This window comes from Anaerobacillus arseniciselenatis (assembly GCF_001865995.1).
GTDB lineage: Bacteria > Bacillota > Bacilli > Bacillales > Anaerobacillaceae > Anaerobacillus > Anaerobacillus arseniciselenatis.
The window spans coordinates 85,005-108,092 of record NZ_MLQQ01000026.1 but is presented as its reverse complement, the minus strand read 5'-3'; the positions used below and the strand labels follow the sequence as shown (position 1 = coordinate 108,092).

The 23,088-nt window shown below is 36.5% G+C and carries 23 protein-coding genes; 4 read left to right on the top strand and 19 right to left on the bottom strand.

All coding sequences use genetic code 11. The features are described 5' to 3' along the window. Positions 1–50 precede the first annotated feature (50 nt). Entirely contained in the window at positions 51–542 is a 492-nt protein-coding gene (locus tag BKP35_RS11875; RefSeq protein ID WP_071313563.1) for a thioredoxin family protein, read from the bottom strand. 289 nt (positions 543–831) lie between these two features. On the opposite strand from BKP35_RS11875, the gene BKP35_RS11870 reads away from it, so the two are divergent. After that, a complete protein-coding gene (locus tag BKP35_RS11870; protein WP_071313562.1) occupies positions 832–1,935 on the top strand; it encodes an alanine racemase in 1,104 nt (367 codons plus the stop codon). Between the two features lie 207 nt (positions 1,936–2,142). On the opposite strand, the gene trhA is transcribed toward BKP35_RS11870, so the two are convergent. Then, positions 2,143–2,778, bottom strand: coding sequence for a PAQR family membrane homeostasis protein TrhA (gene trhA / locus BKP35_RS11865; protein WP_071313561.1), 636 nt, complete (start codon positions 2,776–2,778; stop codon positions 2,143–2,145). Positions 2,779–3,119: 341 nt separating this feature from the next. Here trhA and BKP35_RS11860 point away from each other — a divergent pair, with 341 nt between their 5' ends. Beyond that, complete coding sequence (locus BKP35_RS11860) at positions 3,120–3,521, top strand: hypothetical protein (RefSeq protein ID WP_071313560.1); 402 nt, start codon at positions 3,120–3,122, stop codon at positions 3,519–3,521. 135 nt (positions 3,522–3,656) lie between these two features. Here BKP35_RS11860 and BKP35_RS11855 read toward each other — a convergent pair whose 3' ends face one another. The 8 genes from BKP35_RS11855 to BKP35_RS11820 form a co-directional block, all read right to left on the bottom strand. Next, positions 3,657–4,748, bottom strand: a complete 1,092-nt coding sequence (locus BKP35_RS11855; protein ID WP_084031619.1) for a polysaccharide deacetylase family protein — start codon at positions 4,746–4,748, stop codon at positions 3,657–3,659. 213 nt (positions 4,749–4,961) lie between these two features. After that, on the bottom strand, positions 4,962–5,885 hold the full coding sequence (locus BKP35_RS11850) for a DMT family transporter (RefSeq protein WP_071313559.1): 924 nt from the start codon (positions 5,883–5,885) through the stop codon (positions 4,962–4,964). Between the two features lie 222 nt (positions 5,886–6,107). Then, positions 6,108–7,910 (bottom strand): oligoendopeptidase F, encoded by a 1,803-nt coding sequence (gene pepF, locus BKP35_RS11845; protein WP_071313558.1) that lies wholly within the window; start codon positions 7,908–7,910, stop codon positions 6,108–6,110. A gap of 253 nt (positions 7,911–8,163) precedes the next feature. Beyond that, entirely contained in the window at positions 8,164–8,616 is a 453-nt protein-coding gene (locus tag BKP35_RS11840; RefSeq protein WP_071313557.1) for a hypothetical protein, read from the bottom strand. A gap of 202 nt (positions 8,617–8,818) precedes the next feature. Continuing rightward, entirely contained in the window at positions 8,819–9,796 is a 978-nt protein-coding gene (locus tag BKP35_RS11835; protein ID WP_071313612.1) for an aldo/keto reductase, read from the bottom strand. A 295-nt stretch (positions 9,797–10,091) separates the two neighbouring features. Beyond that, the gene (locus BKP35_RS11830; protein ID WP_071313556.1) at positions 10,092–11,363 is read right to left on the bottom strand and encodes a sensor histidine kinase; all 1,272 of its coding nucleotides are present in this window, start codon (positions 11,361–11,363) and stop codon (positions 10,092–10,094) included. Between the two features lie 286 nt (positions 11,364–11,649). Continuing rightward, complete coding sequence (locus tag BKP35_RS11825) at positions 11,650–11,940, bottom strand: hypothetical protein (protein ID WP_071313555.1); 291 nt, start codon at positions 11,938–11,940, stop codon at positions 11,650–11,652. Between the two features lie 185 nt (positions 11,941–12,125). Then, positions 12,126–12,593 (bottom strand): RDD family protein, encoded by a 468-nt coding sequence (locus BKP35_RS11820; protein WP_071313554.1) that lies wholly within the window; start codon positions 12,591–12,593, stop codon positions 12,126–12,128. Between the two features lie 458 nt (positions 12,594–13,051). Here BKP35_RS11820 and BKP35_RS11815 point away from each other — a divergent pair, with 458 nt between their 5' ends. Continuing rightward, complete coding sequence (locus BKP35_RS11815) at positions 13,052–13,660, top strand: class I SAM-dependent methyltransferase (RefSeq protein WP_071313553.1); 609 nt, start codon at positions 13,052–13,054, stop codon at positions 13,658–13,660. 191 nt (positions 13,661–13,851) lie between these two features. Here the strand turns inward: BKP35_RS11815 and BKP35_RS19975 are convergent, their stop codons facing one another. From BKP35_RS19975 to BKP35_RS11785, 7 genes are all read right to left on the bottom strand, one after another. After that, positions 13,852–13,968 carry a DUF6254 family protein gene (locus BKP35_RS19975; protein ID WP_245741955.1) on the bottom strand — a complete coding sequence of 39 codons (117 nt, stop codon included), beginning with the start codon at positions 13,966–13,968 and terminating at the stop codon, positions 13,852–13,854. 222 nt (positions 13,969–14,190) lie between these two features. After that, complete coding sequence (locus BKP35_RS11810; protein ID WP_071313552.1) at positions 14,191–14,730, bottom strand: LOG family protein; 540 nt, start codon at positions 14,728–14,730, stop codon at positions 14,191–14,193. Positions 14,731–15,087: 357 nt separating this feature from the next. Next, a complete protein-coding gene (locus tag BKP35_RS11805) occupies positions 15,088–16,032 on the bottom strand; it encodes a DMT family transporter (protein ID WP_139192866.1) in 945 nt (314 codons plus the stop codon). A gap of 445 nt (positions 16,033–16,477) precedes the next feature. Continuing rightward, complete coding sequence (locus BKP35_RS11800; RefSeq protein WP_071313551.1) at positions 16,478–16,684, bottom strand: zinc ribbon domain-containing protein; 207 nt, start codon at positions 16,682–16,684, stop codon at positions 16,478–16,480. 173 nt (positions 16,685–16,857) lie between these two features. Further along, complete coding sequence (locus BKP35_RS11795) at positions 16,858–18,876, bottom strand: DUF6449 domain-containing protein (RefSeq protein WP_071313550.1); 2,019 nt, start codon at positions 18,874–18,876, stop codon at positions 16,858–16,860. After that, on the bottom strand, positions 18,851–19,753 hold the full coding sequence (locus BKP35_RS11790; protein ID WP_071313549.1) for an ABC transporter ATP-binding protein: 903 nt from the start codon (positions 19,751–19,753) through the stop codon (positions 18,851–18,853). The genes BKP35_RS11795 and BKP35_RS11790 overlap by 26 nt, the downstream gene beginning before the upstream one ends. Then, positions 19,737–20,135, bottom strand: a complete 399-nt coding sequence (locus BKP35_RS11785) for a GntR family transcriptional regulator (protein WP_071313548.1) — start codon at positions 20,133–20,135, stop codon at positions 19,737–19,739. Before BKP35_RS11785 ends, BKP35_RS11790 begins: the two co-directional genes overlap by 17 nt. A gap of 548 nt (positions 20,136–20,683) precedes the next feature. Here BKP35_RS11785 and BKP35_RS11780 point away from each other — a divergent pair. Then, complete coding sequence (locus BKP35_RS11780) at positions 20,684–21,106, top strand: ferritin-like domain-containing protein (protein ID WP_071313547.1); 423 nt, start codon at positions 20,684–20,686, stop codon at positions 21,104–21,106. 366 nt (positions 21,107–21,472) lie between these two features. Here BKP35_RS11780 and BKP35_RS11775 read toward each other — a convergent pair whose 3' ends face one another. Beyond that, positions 21,473–21,976 carry a hypothetical protein gene (locus BKP35_RS11775; RefSeq protein ID WP_071313546.1) on the bottom strand — a complete coding sequence of 168 codons (504 nt, stop codon included), beginning with the start codon at positions 21,974–21,976 and terminating at the stop codon, positions 21,473–21,475. Between the two features lie 11 nt (positions 21,977–21,987). Next, complete coding sequence (locus BKP35_RS11770) at positions 21,988–23,028, bottom strand: DUF3231 family protein (RefSeq protein WP_071313545.1); 1,041 nt, start codon at positions 23,026–23,028, stop codon at positions 21,988–21,990. Positions 23,029–23,088 lie beyond the last annotated feature (60 nt).

The window sequence follows — 23,088 nt, the reverse complement described above, 5'->3', positions numbered from 1 at the left end:
TATACAAAAAAAGCCTAGAGAACGAATCTCTAAGCCTAATCAGTAACTTGCTATTTATAATTGTTTTCAAACCACTCAATATATTCTTCTTCTGTATCATGTCCCACAAACCTAGTTAATTCCTCACCAGCTTCAAAGACGATTACTGTCGGAGCGTCTATAATCCCAAACTGTTCATTACCTTGTTCAAACTCTACTAAATCATACATTCTCATTGGAATACCTACTTCTTCACTTGCTTCGACAATGCTTGGTGCTGTACCTGCACAACTAGGACATGTCGGGCTAAAGAAATAAATACTAAACGTTTCCCCATCAATTAATAATGCTTCTAATTCATCATGTAAAATAAGTTTATCGTTACTAGTATTAGTGAATGCTTGTAACACTTCTGGATCAACCTCTGCATTACCACCTGGATTAATTTGTAATGCCCCTTCACTTTTTTCTATCTCATCTTGTGATGAATCGAAAAACAAAAATGCACTAACTACTAATACACCAAAAGTAAAAAACATGATTACATACTTACTTTTTCCCATTTCGTTCTCCTCCATAAAAAAATAAGGCCGTTTCGTAAACAATGGTTTCTTTTCTTTTTGAGGTGATTTAAAAAGCCAAAATTTAAAGCTCCCCTCTAAAGATTCATTATATATATAATTAATGAGTTTTCTATTAAGAATTAGTGAAGAAAACGAAAACACTTTAAATTAATATGGCCCACTACAATTCTTCTTTAGCTAAAACGAAGCTTAATAATCCTCACCACTTTTCTAATAAAAAACGTTATGATAGATTCTATATAACAAATAACTTTTCGAGGTGAAGACTATGTCTACTAATGATATAAATAATCTTGATACCCCTTCTTTACTGCTCGACTTAAACATATTAGAAAGAAATTTAAATTTTATTAGTGAAATTGCTAAAAAAAATAACACACAATGGCGCCCTCATATTAAAACTCATAAAAGCGTTCAAATTGCCAAAATGCAAATGGAAAGAGGGGCTTGTGGGATCACAGTTGCGAAGCTTGAAGAAGCTGAAATCATGGCAGAAGCAGGAATTGATAACATTTTAATTGCTTACCCTCTATCAAATAAACAAAAACTAGAGCGGCTTCGAAAATTAACAAATAGCGCCCACATCATAATTTCCATAGATTCAAAACAACAGGCGGAACTCGTAAATGAAGCTTTTCAAGGCGTCAGTCAAATAGAAGTTTGGATTAAAGTAAACTCTGGTTTAAACCGTTGCGGAGTTGAAGTCGAAGAAGTGTTAGAGCTTGCTGAAGTAATTACTAAATTAAACAATTTAAATTTAACTGGAATTTTTACCCACGCAGGTCACTCGTACGCTGCTACTAGTGAAGAAGAAATAAAAGAAATTGCCATCTGTGAAGCCGAAACCGTAATTAAAAGTTCCGAAGCGTGTGAAGGGGCTGGCATATCGATAACACACCGTAGTGTAGGTTCCACCCCTACTTACAAATATGGAGCTTCCATTGAAGGAATTACAGAAATACGCCCTGGCAACGCTGCTTTTCATGATATGTGTCAAGTAGGTTTAGGAGTTGCTACAACTGAACAATGCGCCTTAACCATTTTAGCTTCAGTTGTTAGTGTTAAAAAAGATCGCCTTATTTTTGATATAGGAAGTAAAGCTCTTGCTCTTGATCAAGGAGCTCACGGAAACACAAGTGTCAAGGGGTACGGCAATGTGTGTGGTCATCCTGAAATAACAATTGCGCGTTTATCTGAGGAACACGGTGTTGCGACATTTAGTAGCGAAACGGCATTGAAGCTCACTTATAAAGTTCAAGTTATTCCAAACCATGCTTGTGTTGTTGCTAATCTTTTTAATGAATATATTGTTCATCGTGATGGTGAAGTCGTCGATACGTGGAACGTTGATGCACGCGGAAAAATGAAATAGTAATTACCTCACCTTGGAGCACTTCATTAATGGAGTGCTCTTTTCTACATAAAAAGGAGCTGTCCCATAGGTGTCTACCTTGTATATAAGTTACTACGGGAATGTTCACTTTCTTTAATGAAGCCTTTCTTAGCGACTTATTTACATTGATGTTGGTGAAAGTGAACTTTCATTTGTGTATGACACTTTTGGGATAGCTCCTTCAAACTAGACAAATAAAAGTATTGCAAAGAAGTGGACGACAGTTCCTGCTAACACGAATAAATGCCAAACCATGTGGTGAAACGGAAACCAACGGAACATATAAAATAGCGCTCCAATCGTGTAGAGTAAGCCTCCAATAACTAATAAAATAACCCCAACATCATGAAGGTTTGTAACGAGTGGTTGCCATGCAAATACGATGATCCAACCCATGACGATATACAATAAAGTTGAAGTGTATAAGAACCTTTTCACAAAAAACACTTTAAAAACGATACCAATGCTAGCAATAGTCCATAGTAAAGCTAATAATGATATTCCTAGCTTTCCACCAATTACATTAACTAAAATCGGCGTGTACGAACCCGCAATAAATAAGTAAATAGAAGAATGGTCAAAAATCTCAAATAAATTTTTCACTTTACCTTCTGGAAACGCATGAAGTAACGTTGATGACACGTATAAAAGGAGCATTGTTACTCCATATACTGTATAGCTAATAATACTAGCTGCCGAACCTTCTAATGAAGCAAAAACAATCAACAATGTTAATGCAGATATACTAAAAACAACTCCAACCCCGTGACTAATAGCGTTTGCAATCTCTTCCCCTTTGGAATACCTATGTGTAGTAGCCATACCTCGCTCCTTTCGATCAAAATACTTATTTATTCATGTCTAATTATCAAGACGAATACCCATTGAATACATCCTATTATAACATTGATACAGTTGTGAAAAAAATTATAAATGTCATATAAGTGAATTTCATAATTACCAAAAATGAGCCACATCACGCAACTATATATTGATCTTAGTAGCGAGAATAATGAATTATGTACTTCATTAATATAACCTAATTTATTACTACGATTGAAACCTAAATGAAACCTAAATTTTCATATAAGCATATAATTTGCTTCTCACTGGTCATACTGATACTGTATTGTCATGTGCAAAATATAGGAGGTACACTACTCATGTCATTATTAATACATCAAATTATTTCCATTCTTTTTCTCATTGTTATCCCACTCCCAATCATTGCATTAATGAAAGTGCGAAGTGGAACTCCACTCGATTCAGCTCGAACATGGAAAGTGCTAGTGATGTTAGCTAATATTGCTTTATTCGTTAGCCTTATAACAGGGTTTATCATCTATCCTATTTTCACTTCATTTCGTGCTTGGTTCTCAGTTGCATTAATTTTAATTATTGGAGCCTTCCTCGGCATTTTCTCTAAACAATTAAAGTTATATATGAATGAAAATAACGAAGAAGCGAAAATTAAATCGTTAAAGAAAATTTCAAAAGTTGGGTATGCTTATATCGCGGTTATTATTATTACATTTGCATTTATGTCGAACTGGTATAACTTTTAAAGTTACTGATCAAATATAAAAAGAAGGGTGAATTTAGCGGCTCGTTCGTGAAACTCGCCCTTCTTTTTATTTACATACAAAACCTTCGCCATCTAATATGGAAAAGGCGGGTGCTTTTCGGCACCCTCTTCTTTATCAATTTGCTAGTAACGTTTGAACTGTTACAAATTGATATCCTTTTGCTCTTAAGTCATCAATAATTTGTTGGAGCGCCTCTACACTCCCGTCTAACAACCGTGCTGTTGGTGCATGTGGTTGGAAATTATGTTGCAAAATGATGCCACCAGGAGAAATATCACGATGAACGATCGCTAAAATCTCTTCAGCAGATAAGCCACTCCAATCAAGAGTATCAACTGTCCACATAATATTGCGCATACCCATTTCTTGTAAAACTAAAGCGTCAGATTTAGTAAGTGCTCCGAATGGAGGGCGAAATAAATCTGGACTTCGCCCAACTGTTTTTTGCATAATGTTCTGTGTTGTTGTAACTTCTTCTTTCAGTTGAGAGGTCATAACTTGCGGAAGCTGCGGGTGACTCCAAGTATGGTTTGCGATTCCATGACCTTCCTCTACGATTCGCTTCATTATGTTTGGATAATGTTCAACTTGTTGCCCCATCACAAAAAACGTTGCTCTTACGTTTTTTTCTTTTAAAATATCTAATATTTGAGGGGTATAATGACTATCCGGACCATCATCAAAAGTTAATGCAACTAGTTTTTGTTCCGGATTCCCTCTACTTATGCGATTTTGAGCATGAGGAATTTTCGTTGTTATCGACGTTTGCTGTTTTTCATGATTATAGGCGACGTCCATATCGAATTTTCTTACCACATCTACCAACGGCACAAATACTTCATCATTAATTTCCACTGTATATGTGGCAAGCGGCCGTCGAATCCAACTTCTGATATTACCAATTAGATCATCCGAATAGTTTTTACCAACCGGCAAGGCAAACATTGTGCCGCCATAACTAAAAACCATCGAACCATATTGTTCATTATGATCGACTTTCACACCAGTATGTTTTAGAAATAATGCCGGAACTAATAAATTCCCTTCTCGCATTACATACTTTGTTTTTATCGGTTGTCCATCAATGATAATCGTTGCTTCAGATAACGTTGATTCTTCAGCAAAAGTCCCCTCGTGGTGAAAAATTAAAAAAACAAATAAAAAGCAGAAAGCAATCAATATTTTGTATGTAATTTTTGTACTCATACCTATCCCCATTCCATTGTTGTGATAGGATTATTTTTTACCAACTGTAGGTGAATTATCAAACATCGCTAGCGACGTTTTTTTGTTTCGGGCGTAAAATTCTAGTTAAGGGCGTATATTTACTTTTGTATGCGTATTTTGTTTTTTCGGGGCGTATTTCCCCAGCTGTGTAAGTATTTTTTATTTTAACGTAGCCCGTCTACATAACTGTTATTAGACAACGGTTTCGTTTCTGTTTCTATTCGATTGCAATTCACTTTTCGGAGTTTTCGTCGATAAGTACACTCCAACTAAAACAAATGTAGCGCCAAACAAATGAACAAAGGTAAATCGTTCGCCTAAAAAAACAACCGCTAATGTCGTCGTAAAAACTGGAACAAGGTTAAAAAATACCGATGCTTTACTAGGGCCTACTTCATCAACTGCTCGGTACCAAAAAAGAAGAGCCAATGCCGATGGAAAGATACCGATATAAAGAAGACCGAGGTAACCTTGCCATTGAAGATCTTCAAAAAAGTTTCCATGTTGTATAAATTCATATCCTGCAAACGGGAGTAAAATGAGCGCACTTATGATCATAGTGACGACAAGGCCACTTAAAACCGGAAATTTGCCACCGTGTACTTTGATAAAAATGGAATAAAATGCCCAAAAAACGATCCCTAACAGCATAATCAAATCGCCACTATTAACCGAAAACGAAAGTAATACACTTAAACTGCCTTGTGTAATGATGAAAACAATACTAATAAAAGATAGAAGAATTCCGAACCATTGAACTTTACTAAGCCTTTCTTTTAAAATCATAAACCCTAATAAAGCTGCGACTGCTGGTGTTAACGCATCAACAATTGCTGCATTCACGGTTGTTGTATAATTTACAGATAAATATAGACAAACATTAAAAAGTACTAACCCACTTGTGGCGATGGCGACTAAAGGCTTCCACTCTTTGATCCAAAGGGGCTTATTGATAAAAACATGTTTATAACAAAGTGGCATTAAAACGAGTAATGCCATTGTCGAACGTAAAAATGCTAACGTAAACGGAGGAATTGTCCCCGCAAATAGCTTCCCGACAATAAAATTACCTGAGAAAAACAACATTGCAAAAATTAGTAGTATGTATGGATGCATGTCCTCCTCCTTTTATATGGATGTAAGTTAGTATCATGATAACATACTTGAAAACTCTCAATCTCCAGTATTAATTAAGCATCAATGTGACGTTTCTACTCTCCTGCCGGTTGCAAACGTCACATTGTCATAGAAAATGAAGGGGCTGTCCAATAAGTGTTTGACACTTTCTTTTTGGACAGTCCCTTCATTAAAAATAAAACTTTTTAGTTTTCCAAATGATTACTCATAACTCTTCTCTAATTCGTCGATTAACGACCCTACATAAGCTACCGCTTTACGGATCGGTGCTGGTGTCGACATATCGACGCCGGCATGTTTCATTAATTCAAGTGGCTTCATCGTGCCACCTGCTTTTAACACTTCTAACCAACGGTCAACTGCGGGTTGGCCTTCCTCTTCAATTAATTGAGCAACCGCTGTTGATGCTGTCAGTCCAGCAGAATACGTGTACGGATATAAGCCCATGTAGTAGTGAGGTTGGCGCATCCAAGTTAGGCTTGCTCCTTCATCAATTTCTACTGTATCTCCCCAGAATTTTTCCAATAGCTCTTTCTTCTGTTCGCTAAGAGTTACAGCAGTAATTGGTTTTCCTGCTTCAGCTAATTCATAAATTCTACGTTGCAGTTCACCTTCTAATAAATGAGTGACGAAATTATGGTAGTACGTACCTAACGATTGTAATAATAACCAACGCTTCATGCGTTTATCTTCTATCGTTTTTAATAAATGCTGACTTAATAACAATTCATTAATAGTTGACGGCGCCTCAATAAAATAAAGTGATGGGCGTGTATTCACGTATCGTTGGTGTCCACCAGCAAAATAAAAGTGACCAGCATGTCCTAATTCATGCGTAAGGATAAACGCACCTCTCATCGTATTTGTCCATGTTAATAAAATAAACGGATGGACACCATACGGACTTGAACAAAAAGCCCCTGTTGCTTTTCCAACATTTTCAGCTAAATCTACCCAGCGCTCTGTTAACGCTTTTTTCATGACTGAGTGATATTCCGGCCCCATTACTTCTAACGATTTTAAAATCGTTTCTGACGCTTCTTCATACGTAGTCGCTGGATTAAATTCAGGATCAAGCGGTGCTTTCAAATCACAAAACTTCATTGTATCTAAGCCAAGCACACGTTTTTTCAATTCAGCAAAACGGCGCATATGTGGAGCTAGCTCTTCTTGAATAATGTCTAACTGATTGTTATACATTTCTAATGTTACTTGATGTGGTTGGAGCAACATATGTGTTACGCTTTCATATTTACGTTGGCGCGCTAATACAACTTGCTTCTTAATCTCAGTTGAATAAGTGGCTGCAAATGTATTTTTATATTTTTTCAAAGTTTCGCAAAAAGCATCGTAAGCGTTACGGCGCACATCAGTATCCGCCGATAATTCATAACGGTCTTCAAATAAAGCAAATGTTAACGGTAGTTCATTTCCTTTTCCATCTTTGAAAGAAGGGAAGTCCATGTCTGATGATTTACTCGTTTCATAAGTCGTATAAGGTGACGAAAGAACTTGTCCTAAAGAAGCTAACACTTCCTCTGTTTCTAGACTTAATGTGTGTGGCTTCTTTTCTAAAAGCTCTTCTAAGTTTTGACGGAAATCCTCTAACTCTTTTTCTTTTTCTATGTACATTTCAACCGTTCCATCCGGTAAAGAGAGAATTTCAGATTCAATAAACGAAAGAGCTGCCTGCACTGTCGCTAGAGCTGCACCTGTTCGAGAGGAATTTGCTTGTGCATCTGGGTTTGTACCATCTTCGGTTTGCTTTAATCTCGCATATGTGGCTACTAGCACAACTCTTTTAAAAAGTTCTTCTTGTGCATTAAGACAATCTAGTAAAACTTTTGCCCCTTCACCTAATCGCCCTTTAAATTGAGTTACTGTCACAATATCTTCTTGAACAGCAGCCAGTTCTTTTTCCCAATCTTCTTTTGATGCAAATAAATCGGTTAGATCCCACGTTAATTCAACTGGAACCTCACTTCTGAGTGTTTTTTTTGCCATAGTTTGTGAGCTCCTTTTCCATTTATTTCGTAACTCTAATGATTTTATTATAACTTAATTCCATTTTAATGACAAAATATTTGTAATTATCAATACATTGTTTTATTAGTTATATCTACTAGTTTTCAGCCCACTGTACTCCTTAATAAGCAGAAGCAGTAGTTTATTAACTAAAACTACTGCTTTATCAGTCGCTCGGGAAAAATAGTCAATGACCGTTACCATCCAAACCTCTTATACTTCATAACAATCACTAATCTCTTTTCCTATTTAACTGCCGTTGGAAATAAATAAAAATTGGTAAAGGAATGACAATCCATCCGAAGCTTTTAATCAAATTATTTTTAGCTCTTTCGACCGCATTTTCTTTATGTGAGGCGACCATCGAATCATAGTTTCTTCTTAATTCTTCTTCAGATAATTGTTGGGATTCTTCACCAGGTTTTTCAGGTCCACCACTCCACCTTTTATATTCTTCAAAAGATTGATAATAAGGTGTAGGAGCGACAATGTCAGCAGCCGCCATAAACGCTGCTACACTCCCACCAATCGTCATCATTAACGTCGCAAATAACACTAAGTAAACGTAAACATTTTTAATCATTTCCTCGCCTCCTCTTTCTGAATTTCCCCTTACTGCGGTGATCAATAAAATAACTAAAACGATTATAATGATCGGTACAAAAATAATAAATAGCGATGCCAACTTTATCTCACTCTCCTTTTGTGAGTATTCTATATAAACTAATAGTCGTTTATGACAAGAATTAGTTACAAAAAGGGACGATCCTAAAGAAAGTGTCAGACATCGTTAGGCACCAAATATATACGGCTAAAAAATTTATACGTATATATTTAGCAAGTTCTAAATGGTGTCAGACACTTATAGGACTGTCCCTTCTAAATCGTTACGGCATTAACTTTCCACGAGAAGCGACATAAAGGCTATACCATTCTTCGCGCGCCATTTGTTGGGATTGACGTAATGCATCTTCACAGTTTTTAATTCGCTCAACATTTGCTGTACCGATGACCGGTTGGATCATCGCTGGGTGGCGCATTAACCAGCCAAGAACAATCGCCTCTAATGTCGTCTCTTTTTTTGCTGCCATTTCTTCGACTAATTTTTTTGTTTGTAAATAGGACTCAGTAGTTTTTTCTACCTCACTACCTGAATAAATTCCTTTCGCTAACGGTCCCCACGCTTGGATTTGAATGCCTTCAAGCTGGCAATGCTCAATGATCCCATCAGAAAAATTAACGTTTTCTCCAGCTTGTTGATTTACTAATACTCCGTGTTCGAGCCAATCTAACTTATGTAAGTTCAATTCTAGTTGGTTAACGACAAGTGGAACTGAACAATATTTTTGCAAAAATTTCATTTGAGCAACATTCATATTCGACACCCCAAAGTGGCGAACTTTCCCTGATTTTTCTAAAATCTCAAAGGTATCAGCGACTTCTTCTGGATCCATTAACGGATCTGGCCGGTGTAATAATAGAACATCTAATGACTCTACGCCGAGCCTGGACAAACTCTCTTCAACTGAGTTAATGATATGTTCTGTTGAAAAATCATACCGGTTCGGAATTTCTCCTTCCGGAAAACGAATACCACACTTCGACTGTAAGACGATTTGCTCTCTTAACTCAGGACGACGTTTTAATACTTCACCAAATACTTTTTCAGCCTTGCCAAACGTATAAATATCAGCATGATCAAACATCGTAATTCCGATCGAGAAAGCTGCATCAATCGCTCGTTCTGCTTGGAGGATGTCATCTTCTGTAATCGGATTGTGGTTCCACCCTCCCCCTAATCCCATGCAGCCAAATACGAGTCGACTATTTGTTATGTTTCTTTTTTGTAACGGGATTTTTTTCATCATAAAAGTTACCTCTTTCTATGTAAATATCTTCTTTGTAGTATACATGGAATAAATAGAAAATCCTACTAAGAAAAGTGTTGCTCTATTGTACAACATCCATCGTGCATTAACTGATAGCGTTAGTACAAGAAGCAAATAAAAATAGGTCGGTTCATAATGAACTGACCCATTTTTATTTTGATTACATATTTCAAGGCACAATTGTGTACCAATTAAGTGAAATATATGCTTGTAAATAGTTTTTTTGCGATAGGAAACAGAACCCGTTATTATGGGACAGTCCTATTTTTTATTATGCACTTTGACCCTTTTCACTCTCTACAACTGGTATAGAAATTTCAAACCGTGTTCCTTTATTTAGTTCACTCGATATATGTATTCTCCCATCTAACATATCTACAATCCGCTTCACTGTCATCATGCCAAGGCCTGTTCCACCACTACCCTTCGTTGTAAAATAAGGCTCTCCAATTCTAACTAACTGCTCTTTTGACATCCCATGACCGTTGTCTTCAATTATAATATATACCAATTTTTTATCTTTCTTTGTCTCTATTGAAAGCTCTCCACTTTCCGGCATAGCTTCGATGCAATTTTTTAAAATATTAAGTAAGCATTGTTGAAAAAGTTGTGATTGACCTTTAATGTAACAAGATTCAATTTTTGTAGTTATTTCTACTGAATTCATATTTGCCATCGGTTTAATCATATCTATTGCTCGTTGAAATTCTTTTTTTAGATTAAGTATTTCCATATTTTGTTCGGTCGGCTTTGCAAAAGATAAATAGTCACCAATAATAATGTTAGCGCGATCAATTTCATCCATCGATATTTTTAAAAACTTTTTTTGCTCGTAACGCGACATTTCTGTTTGCTCCATCATTTGCAAAAAACCTCTAACGACCGTTAGTGGATTTCGAACTTCATGAGAAACAGAAGAAGCTAGATGACTGACGATTTTCATCTTTTCAGCCTCAAACAACTTTTGGTTGATCATATTTTCTTCTCTTATAATTTCTAACGTGTAAATGACGATAAAAGCGGAAAAAACTAGTAATACGGAATACGTAAGTATCTCTAGGCCGCTTACAGGTACTCGAAAAATGGCGTAAAAAACAATTAATTGTAAAAGTCCAGCTGTCAACGAAAAACTAGTAACCATTTTAATTCTATTTTTCTTTATCAAACTATTAAACCTTTTTATTAATAAGATCGATAAAGTCACGAGAAAAACGCAAACAATTAAATTCGGAATTACACCTTCTCCACCTATTAAAAATCGATATCCAATTGTTATTGTGGCCAAAAGAATACCTACCGGAATCCCCCCATATAAAATTCCAATGACTAGTGGAATCCAGCGCAAATCAAAAATAAATCCTTCAACTGCAGTAATAGGAAATGACATACTACTTACTATTGCAATACAAAATGAAAATATAATGATGCTTTTCTTTAACTTAATTGGTAGCGTCTTCAAACTTTTTTCTAAAAAAAGAGGCACAAATAAAAGGAAAACAATTAAAAAGAGTAAGTTTAGTAATAAAGACTCTATTCCATCCATTGGATAAATCCTCCATTTTTCAATATACATATAGAATATTATAAAATTGTGAAAATTAAAAGATTTTTTTAGTTAAAACTATAAAAACCTTATTAATCCTCTTGGATTAATAAGGTTTTTTACTACAATCGCCATATATATAGTTTAATGAATTTCATAATTCATCATTCTCGCCACTAAGATCAATATATAGTTGCTTCAAAACCATTCGCAAACTATATATTGCATGATGTGGCTCATTTTTGGTAATTATGAAATTCACTCAGTTAACTTAAAGCAAAATGATTTAAAACAAATTCACTATCGCAGGGACAACTGTATTAATAAGTAGTACAGCAAACCCTAACAAGGCCATAAATGTTTTCGCCCGTTTATTTTTTAGTTTCGGTCGAATAAGGAAGAACACAATAAGCCCAATCGGGATAATAAATCCTTTCACTGTAAACGAAAGTAAACCTACTATGTAAAAAACAAAAAACTTAATCGCCATGTATGACTCTTCTTCTTCTACTTTTCTATTGGCACTCATTAAACCGATTAAAAAAATAGCAATAATAATTAAAGTTACGATATCCATTAAAGTAATTCCCACCTTATGTATTTAATTTCTGTCGTCATATGAAAGGGACTTGCCCCATAAGGAAGTGTAAGCCACCGTTAGGTACCAAATATAGACGGATAATACCAATTACACGTCTATATTTAGTAAATTCTGCATGGTGCCAGAAACTTATAGGACAGCCCCCTTTGCTCTTCTAGCATTTATTTTAACAAATAAGTTTTCGTCAATCTATCGTAAAGAGGCCTTTTCCCTTTTATAAACATTGTAGGGAACAACACAAGTTTTAAACATTCTCTCTTTAAATAAGTTCCTTTACTTATATCTTTCGCATGTTCATCTTTTAAATACAATCCTACCATGCGCATTCCAATCGTTTTCCTTTTCATCATAGGAAATATAAATTGAAACAAAATACCGACGGTCGCCAACACGATCCAATTGATAACAAACAAATGAAATTCATGCTCCAAAATGTATTCACGAAGTTGAACCCCTTCTAGACTATGAGGAGCATTACTTTGATGCCCCATCCACCATGTTGTGACAACACTGGTCATTACTAACACAACGACTAACACGACCATATCGTAAAAAAATGCACATGACCGATTAAACGCAGTTGCGTGATGCTTTTCATCTAACATTTTCTCAACCCATCTTTGTTCCATTTCTCTGCTCCTTTCGTTGATGAAGTAACTTTCTATTCTAGGCCTCTCGCAATCACTATACTTTTATATACGACATCAGAGCGGAAAAGTTTCAAAAGTTGTGTTAACTTGCTTGCAATTACTCTACTGTATGAAACGGTTAAGCCTAGACCTATCCCCTTCGTTTTAGTCGAGTAAAACGGAGTACCTAACTGCTCAATTTATTCTGCTAAGGAAATTGGATACATCATACATAAATAGATCGATATCCCGCAAAAAATACCGATAATCAATCGGTGATATTGTTTTAGTGATGGTTTCATTTTTATGAAAAAAGGATATAGGTAATTTGTAGTAATAGTTGACTAAACAATTTGTACGTCTCCTTTTTTTTGTTATAATTTCTATCAAATAACTTCTATAAAATAACATAAAAGTCCTTTTTTGATGACAATATGCTGAGGGGATCGATTAATCTAATGAGTAATCACAAAGATGTAATCATAAAGCGCTATAACCGTATTTCTCGGATTTACGATCGGATGGACAAGATGGTAAAAGAAGCATGGCGTATAGAGTTACTTAAGCAGGTAAGTGGTGAAGTTTTGGAAGTTGGGGTGGGAACTGGTGTAAACTTAGCGTATTACCCTAAAGGAGTTTCGTTAACTGGGGTTGACTTTAGTCCCCGAATGCTCGAGCTTGCCCGAAAAAAGGTTGATCGTAACCAATTTCGGTTCGAAGTTCAACTGTTAGAAGCTGATATTCAGGAGTTACCTTTTCAAGATCATACTTTTGACTACATTGTTTCTACTTGTGTATTTTGCTCGGTTCCTGATCCCGTTGAAGGGCTTAAAGAATTAAAACGTGTTTGTAAACCTTCAGGAAAAATTTTGATGCTTGAACATATGCGCAGTGAAAATCCTGTACTTGGCTTCGGGATGGATTTATTCAACCCGATTTCCGTTAGTTTATGGGGCGCTAATATTAACAGAAGGACGATGAAAAATATCGAAGCATCGGGGCTAAATGTGGATAGTAGTGAACTGCTGATGGGTACGGTGATGCGGAAACTAACGTTGAGTCCTTGATATTGTGGCCTATTCATATAAAATACGGAAACCATCTTGCTGCTTTGGTTTCCGTTTGTCCTCTTCACATACAAAAAGGTCTGACCGAACTATCTTCCCACGTCTTAAGACGGTATGTGACCGGCGTGGGCTTTCCCGTTCGGAAAATCTGTAATCATTTCGATACTTTGTGCATTCTAAATAATGCCAAGTTAATCTTTTTTTGCCTCTGCTTCAAGTTGCTTAAAAGATTTAACCTTACCGTGAGCATTTTGAGCTTCTTTACGCTTTCTAAATTGTCTTTCCTCTTGGCTCTTTGATTGTGTCATCATTATCCCACCTTATTTTTATTTAAGCTTTCGACTTATATTTAATGAATTTCATAATTGTATATTCTCGCTATTATGATGCTATATGTAGTTTCGTAAAAACGTTCACAACTACATATAGCTTGATATAACTCATTTTTTGTAATTATGAAACTCACTCTATAAATAGTTTGCCGGATAACTTTTTAAAATATGTGATGGAAATGATATGCAGACTCCACGTTAAATCCCTTTGAGCTTTTGTAGAAGCTTTACCGGATCATCTTCAAGGATGATAAGTTCCTTATATTCTTTTTTTACAAATCCTTGCTCAATCATATGGTCAAATAGTCCGATTAAAGGAGTGTAGTAGTTGTTAATATTCAGTAAGCTGCATGGCTTTTGATGATAGCCAATTTGCGACCAAGTTAACACTTCAAACCATTCCTCAAGCGTTCCCGCGCCACCCGGTAAAGCGATAAAACCATCAGCGAGTTGTGCCATCATCGCTTTTCTTTCGTGCATCCCTTCAACAACATGAAGCTCCGTTAATTGGTCATGAGCAACCTCAACCGTCATCAGCTTTTTCGGGATCACACCGATCGCATTCCCTCCTGCTTCGATGACCGCATCAGCGACTGCTCCCATTAAGCCCATTCTTGATCCACCGTAAATTAAATCGATCTTCTCTTCAGCAAGTAGCTTCCCAAGTGCTCTTGCAGCTTCCATATAACATGGATCACACCCTTGGCTAGCGCCACAAAAAACAGCAATTTTTTTCATTCTCATCAAACCTTTCTACAAGATTGGAAAACTATTATTTTTAAATTTGCGTTAATGAAATTCATAATGCAATATTTTTGTCATTAAGTATCTACATGTAGTTACGTAAAATCGTTCGCAAACTCCATATAATTTGATATGGCTCGATTTAGGTAATTATTTTGAAATTGACTCACGTAACTCTTCTTTTTTTATTTTATGAAGTAATGCACGTTTTCATCCTTATTTAGTTTCGCATAAAAAACAAAGAAAAGCGACCGATAATTTAAGCGATGCAACAGGCTTTATTCTAACGGTTTAACAACGGTTAAGCACTTGCCTCAGCGCAGCAACGAACTACAAGCTTATCGGTTTTTGTTAGCTTGCTGATTGCACCTTCGTCAGTGGCTGCTTCTTTTTTCGATTAACGATAATTATTCCACTCGCTACAAATAAAAGACCGAGAATTACAAAAACATGAATGACTTCATCAAGCAGAAGCGATGACAAAATAACACCAAACACAGGAATTAAAAATAAGAACATTGACACTTGGCCAACAAAGTTATATTTCATGATATTATTCCAAACGACAAACCCTGCTGAGGATAAAAAAGCTAAATACAATAAAAGCCCCACAGAGTATGCTGTAAACTGAAATGGCATCCAACCCGCAAAGACGATCCCCACTAGTAGCAGTGCTCCGCCACCAAGCAACATTTGATAAGCAGTTAAATAGACGACGTTCATCGTTTGTGCACCATTTCGAGCAAGAATATTTCCGTACGCGCATGAGATCATAGCTACCGTCAAGCAAAGTTCCCCAAACCCGTACTGGAATTCAAACGTTCCTCTCGTTATATTAACGAGGACCACCCCAGTGAATCCGACCATTAGGCCGATTGTCTTACGGATAGATATTTTATCATCCTTGTACATAAAATGCGCTAAAATAATTTGGAAAAACGATATCGTTCCTGCAATGATCGCTCCTTGGATGCCAGTGCTATAACTTAGCCCGATGTAAAAGAGGACATATTGAAAAAACGTCTGAAAAAAGCCGATTGAAAGCAGCGGCTTGATTGTCCCCTTTTGGTAACCAACTTTACGTTTCATCATTAGCATGAATGCAAAAATCAATAAAGCTGCTAGAAAAAAGCGATAGCCAGCAAATAACACTTGCTGAGCTGTATCACCTTGCCCAATATTTAACACATCATAACTTAATTTAATGACCGGGAAAGCACTTCCCCAAAGTGCGGTACAGAAAACCGCAGCTATAATCACTCCCATTTTATTCGTAAAAAAACGTTCTGCTGTCAATTTACATTTCCTTTCTCGCTGTCTTTTTTGGTGTCAGACACCATGTGAAAACTTCACATGGTGTCTGACACCGCCCGTGGACAAATCGCAATTTTGTCCGCGTGGGATGGACACCTTTCTATATAATACCGAAAAAACAAAGTACTTCTATACTGCCAGTAGCCACCGCTTTTAATAGTTCTCTAAAAACGTAAGGAATTCGTCTAGATCATACGTTTTTAAAATTATAGATTCCTAACCTTTCTCAGACTACAATCACAATTTGAATTTCTACTCTATACTATCATATATCTTCAAGCTTAGGTGGATGTTTCAGCATCGTTATAGTGTCCACCACACATGGACATTTTGCTAATTTGTCCACGAGCGGTGTCAGACACCAATCACCATAAAAAAAGCACAAACAACTTATTTTCTCTCAAAAGTTGTTTGTGCTCGATCACTGTTATGAACCAAAAAAGAAGTCTATCACATTAGAAGCGGTTGATGTCTCACTATTATAAAGTTCAGAGTAGCCACAATTGGTGCAATACACAACGATAAATTTATTATGCTGGATATCGAACATCTTCGATAATCCTGTTCCTGTTGTAGCAATTTCCTTCGTTTTTGCCTCTGTTCCTCCACATTTTATACAACCCTTTTTCTCCATCAAATCGCCCTCCTCAATTACCTATATATCTCTATACGACTTCTTTAAAGAAAGGTTTCACCATTGTAAATATTTTCAAAGCCGTCACACGGAAGTAACTACCCCACCATCTAATCTGTAAAAAAACGTGCCCTTTCCACCAACCAACTAACCACTAACCAACCAGCCAACTATTACCTTTCATTCAGTTGTTGCAAAATGGAGTCCGGCACATGCTCAGCTGAGATCGTTTCAAAATGTGGACGGTTTAAATCATCTTCGTAATAATAAGCGATGACATATTTTCCTTCGTCATTCCAGACCATTGATGATTTGTCTAGTAACTCTTTCAACTCCTCGACATCTTCTATTCGAATCGTTCCTTCGCGATCTTTAAAATCTTCGCCGACATCGACTCTACCTGTTTCAATCATTTCAGCTTCCCTTTTACCGACGACCGCAAAAGCGATATCTTCAGCTGTAAATCTTGCTTGCCTTGCTAAATCTCGCGCTTCTAGCCACGCTTCAATTTTTTCATAAGACTTTTTCCAGTCAGCATTCAAATAATTTCTCCTATCGTCACTTATCAGCGAATATTCAATCCATGCCCATGATTTGCCATCCGTGAACTCATCGTGCGTCATCTCTTTTATATCTTTTTGCAACAATTGATGAAATTCCTTAATCTCCGTAGCATCTGTGATAATGATTTCTCGATGTCCGCCTCGATTTGAAGAAATTCTAATATGATTGATTTCATCTGTATTCTCGAGCCTCAGCACCGGAAAGTAATTATATTTATATTCTTCTGATTCCATTAACTTTGCCAGTGGTTCATTTGGTTTGGTATAAAATTCTACAGGAACTTGGAAGGCACGGACGAGCTTTCTTCCGTTCGTTAGTTCATAGTAAAAAACCGCTTGACGATAAAATCTTCTATTTTGATCATAGGACCGTTCGCCAGCTATAACCTCTTCATGAAGATTAATAATTCTATCGATATTTTCTCGATCTTCATAAAAATGCTGTTGCCTATAAATAGCTTCTTCATGTTCGGATAATGGCCTTCGAGTACTAAGCCAATGAGCTGAATCACTCAAATAAACACGCTCAACATTTTCAGCGACCGGAACTCGATTTTCGTACCCAGTAACATCAAACTTAATCAGTAATGCAAGAATGGCCATCGCAACAACAAAAACTCCGTAACCTTTCCACTTACCTAACACTCGCCACGTTTTTTCCAAAATCATTTGCGCAACGACGTAGCCGATCAATGATGCGACAATATACCCAAACAAACGCCAACCAAATGTTCCTTGGGTCTGTCCGAAATACATTCCACCTAAAAGCATTGCACAAAACGTTACTCCGTATAAAAACACAGGTCTAAGTACACGAAAAGCGACGGCTTGCGATGCCATTTCTACTTTTCTTCTTTGATAAACAAAGAGAGCAACCAAATAAAACGCAATAGCAATTATGAAAAATCCGAGAAAATCACCTCCGGAAAATGGCGTATGTGTCAGTTCACCGACCCGAACGAACGGCAACCAACGTTCCACTTGATGATCCAAATAGTAATCTACCGCAAAACCGCGCAAAAAGTAATTGACATTCATAAAAAATAAGACGGTAACACCCGCTGGAAATACGAGTAAAATGTATGTCAGAACCCCTTGGAATACAGAAATCCCTGTAAACATTGCCACAAAAACCGTAGCCATAAATACAAATACATTGACTACAATCGTCGTTGCCACCCATGCTGCAATCGTTCCTATATTTAAGACATTCGGTGCATCAACAAAACTGCTTAAAATCAACAATATTAGTCCAGTAATCAACACAGGAATAACTACGACTCCAAGTCCAAAAATCACATTTTGCTGATACAAGGCCTCGCGCTTAATCGGCAAACTATGAATATAATCTGCTGATAGTTTCACTTGCAGATATCGGAAAATAAAGATCCCAAGTAACACCGGAACCGTAAACATTAAGATCATTTGAAAGCCGGAAGAAAATCTAAATAACGTTTCACCGGTAAATTCATACATTCTTAAGTAATCATCACGTGAGCTTGTGACCATTAAAATTCGTAACGGCACCGCAAAAAGTAAACATAATAAGTACGCAATAAAAATCCAGCCGACTGAACGAACATTTTGGACAAAAATCCCCTGATTAAACAATAACGTTTTCAATCGCATAGCCGACATCCCTCATTTCATATATGAAAATTTCCTCTAACGTCAACGGTAAGACGTCAAATAATACAGGCATGAAAAAGTCGATATGGGCAGACATTTCCTCTTCATCCCCTCTAACGATATATAAATGAACACTGCCTCGTTCTTCTTTATACAAAACATCAAATTCTTCTAAAAGTCCGTCAGGCAACACTCCACCTTTAAAAGCAACTTGGATTTTATGAACGTCCGTTTTTAAATCATCTAATTCTTTTTCAATCATCATTTCACCGTGATGTAAAATACCGATATGATCACATAAGTCCTCAACTTCTCGTAAATTGTGAGAGGAAATTAAAATCGTCATTTCACGTTCAGCAACGTCTTGGACTAATAAATTTTTCACTGTTTGTCTCATCACTGCATCCAAGCCATCAAACGGCTCATCTAAAATAAGTAATTCCGGCATCGTTGATAACGATAACCAAAAAGCAACTTGTCGTTGCATCCCTTTTGACATCCGGTGGATCTTTTTATTAACGCTAATCGGGAATACTTTACTTAATTCTTGAAAACGCTCTTCGTTCCACAGCGGATAAATACTTTTATAAAAATTCGCCATTTGTCGTACCGTGTATTGTGGAAAAAAGTAAAGTGAATCAGTGAGCACGATCATTCTACCTTTCAGTTCCACATTTTCAAAGACGGGCTTTTCATCTATGAAAATTTCTCCGGCATCCTGCTTATAAATACCGCCGATCATTTTTAGAAGCGTCGTTTTCCCAGCACCGTTTGATCCGAGCAATCCGTAAATCGATCCTTTTTTTATATGAAGATTTAGACCTTTGACCGCTTCAATATCTTCAAATTCTTTTTTTACATTATGAACTTGAATCATCCGTTTCTCCTCCTTTCACCGATTTTTCTGCTAAGGTAATCAATGATAAAATTTCTTCTTTTTTCATGCCTAAATACATCGCTTCAGAGATGAGTTTCACTAAGTCCTTTTTCATTTTTTTCACCTTTTCGTTATTTGTCGTGTTCGCTTGTGGGGCTACGAACTTTCCTTTCCCAGGGATCGAATAAATATAGCCTTGGTGCTCTAACTCTCGATATGCTTTTTGGATCGTGTTCGGATTAATCGTCAACTGTGCCGCTAGCGCTCGTACAGATGGAAGCTGTTCATCAACTTGAACGACCTCATGAATAATTAACTCCTTTAGCTTTTCAACGAGTTGCTCATAAATCGGCACTCTACTTCGTAAATCTAATTGAAACATCGGCTTCCTCCTTTTGTTTCGTAAACTTACATACAAAACCCTCTCCATCTAAGATGTAAATGCGGCCGAATTCTCTCGCTTAGCTGTAAACCTCTATCGAGTTTTAGAGGCTCACTCGAGAATTTGTCCGGACATTTTACCATCAACCATGGCGAATTTATCTATAAAACAAGGGTGCATTACGCGTATTATGTGTATTACTATAAGTAGTACAGATTTATTATAACTTATTTGGTGATTTTTACAAGTACTTTGTATGAAAATAGTTACTTGGAGGTGGAATTTCTTTCACGAGCCTCTAAAATTCGATAGAAGTTTACAGTGAAGTGAAAGAAAATCCACCTCCAATTTTCATATTAGATGGTGACGATAAAATCGTCATAAGAGTTTTATAAGAAAATAGTTGAACAGTTGGTTTGTTGGAAAGGCCCCCCCCTCGATTATAGTTTTAAGATGCTGACAAAGTATTGATGAGGGCTTTATTGTAATCGGCTTTTTGAATGATCTCTTTACTCCTGTTAAATACTAAAGAAAAGGTGGTGAAAACGATGCAAAACGAAGTAATTGAAGAACTAAATGAATTTTTAAAAGGACAATATATGGGGATCCATTCGTATGAAAAGTACATACAAAAGTTAGAAGATGCTACGATAAAAAGGCAGTTTCAAGATATTCAACAAGGCCATAAAGAGTACGCGATGAAAGTGGCCGAGCGAATTCAAAATCTAGGTGGTGAACCTGTCGATGATGAAGGGGTTTTCGGTTCGATACAAGGTTTTCTAAATCAACTCAACTTACCTGATACGACTGAAGGGTTAATCAAAGGTGCGATTAAAGGAGAAACTCTCGGGATTGAAATGTCTGAGCGGATCGTTCGCGGTGATTTAGATGAGGAGAGTCTAGAACTCATAAAGGAAATCTTGGATCACGACCGCCAGCATACTGATTTATTAAAGCGATTATTGCATTAAATATGCATGCACCGCTTACTTCAACTTCCTTTCTAAATTTAATGAATCGGGTATGGGATAAGCCCCTTGGATCATACGTTTAGAAGAGGTGAAGCCAATGCTGCGTTTTTTGTTAATAATGTACGTGTTAAAAAAGACGAAAGTCATAAAGAAAAAATTTGTTTTTTTTATAGATATTTAAACGTCCCTTTTTCAAACGAAAGTTTCATGAGAAAGGGATTTTTTCGTTAGGTCAAATTCCCCTTTTTTATGCAAAAAAACTTCAGATCCAACATGGAAAATCCAAGCCACACCTTTCCACCTAACCGCAAACCAACTCTCCAACCAACAAACCAACTAATCACTAGCCAACAAAAACGGCACAGATCATATTCCATCTGCGCCAGTCATCTGTTGATTTTGTTTTACCATTATTACGATTTTCCTAATTAAAAACCCGACGGCAAGCCCTGGTATCACGAAAAGCATCGGCAAAAAAACAGGACCAAAAAGAATACCGAAAATCGTTAATCTCGTGGAATACATCAACCCGACGGTCACGAAATAGGCACTGAACACAAATGGTAAAAAAATATATGGTTCTGGTGGATCGTTCGCATCTCTATACGCATCCCAAAGCGCGAAAAAGTATAAACACGGATAAAACATGAGCCATTGGAAGTTTGTTACTTCAATTGCCCCGATAATATTCCCATTAAACGATTGAAGAATCGCAGTGTTAAAATTACTCATTACATTACTGACAAACTCTAACAAGATCAAAATTATCCCTTTAAAGTATTTTTTATTAATAAATTGTCCAAACCCCGGTAAAGCAATGCTCCATAGTAAAGGTTCGTAATTTCTTTTTTGCTTTATACCCTTTTCCATAAAACACCACCCTACTCCTTATTCTCATTAGAAAGATTTTGTCGGTCGGCACTTGTCGGTGGTTCTTCTAACCAACCGTTTTCAATCATTAAATTCATGCCATCATTCGCATATTTTCCAATAGATGCTGTAAAGGCTGCGAGCTGTAACGAAATGTCGTGACGAATTACTTGTGAAAGTGCACTCCCGATATTTTCTATACCCATTGCCGTCGCTAGACCTGCTTGGTAAAGCATGAGCTTGTTTGAAAATGGTGATGTCGTCGAATCACTAATATGAACATCTAGAATATTAGGAACAGTAAGATTGTTAGTTAATAAAATTTTATTTAACTCATTAATTTGATCCTCAGCTAGTGATGCCCCTTGACGGAAATAGCTTACTAACTCTTTTGATGGTGTCACTTGAGAAAATGCAACCATTAATGCTTTACCTAAAACGTTCGTATTGATATTAATTTGTAAGTGTTTAATCTCTAATCCTGTTAGTGGCCGAGTTTTCCCGGTAATCATCGAGACGAATGATTTTTTTGTGACAATATCATTCTTTTTCGGATAAGGTATTTCCGGTGGCGTTATATCAATTCCTTTTGAAAGTAAAAGATGTAATGCTTGCTCACTCGTTGCTATCGTATCTTCTATGCACTCTTTGAAATAATCAATCACATCACTTCTAATAGCCACTGAAAAAGAACTCCCATATAAACTTAGACCTGCTTTTGCCATTTGTTTTATGTAAATGACCATAAAAATATCACTAAATAAGCGCGGTACATTGCGATGAATATCTTCTTCACCAAACCCTTTCGGAATCGGAATTTCTTCTTTCATGTATATATCTTGTAGTTTCCGAACATGTTTTTCCGATATAGATTTTGCACTCAAGATAAACTGTTTAATATCTCCATCTTCAACCACTTCTAAAAAATGTTCGAAAATACAAATACTCATCGTATCTCCTAAATAATTGGCAAACAAATCACCGAGTTCTGAAGCCGTTAGTTTTTTATGCATTTGATGCTTTTGAACCTCTTCTCTACTTGAAAAATCCATGTAACTTCTCCTCCTAAAATAATGACAGATATAGTTTTAGTTAAAAACAACTATTTTATT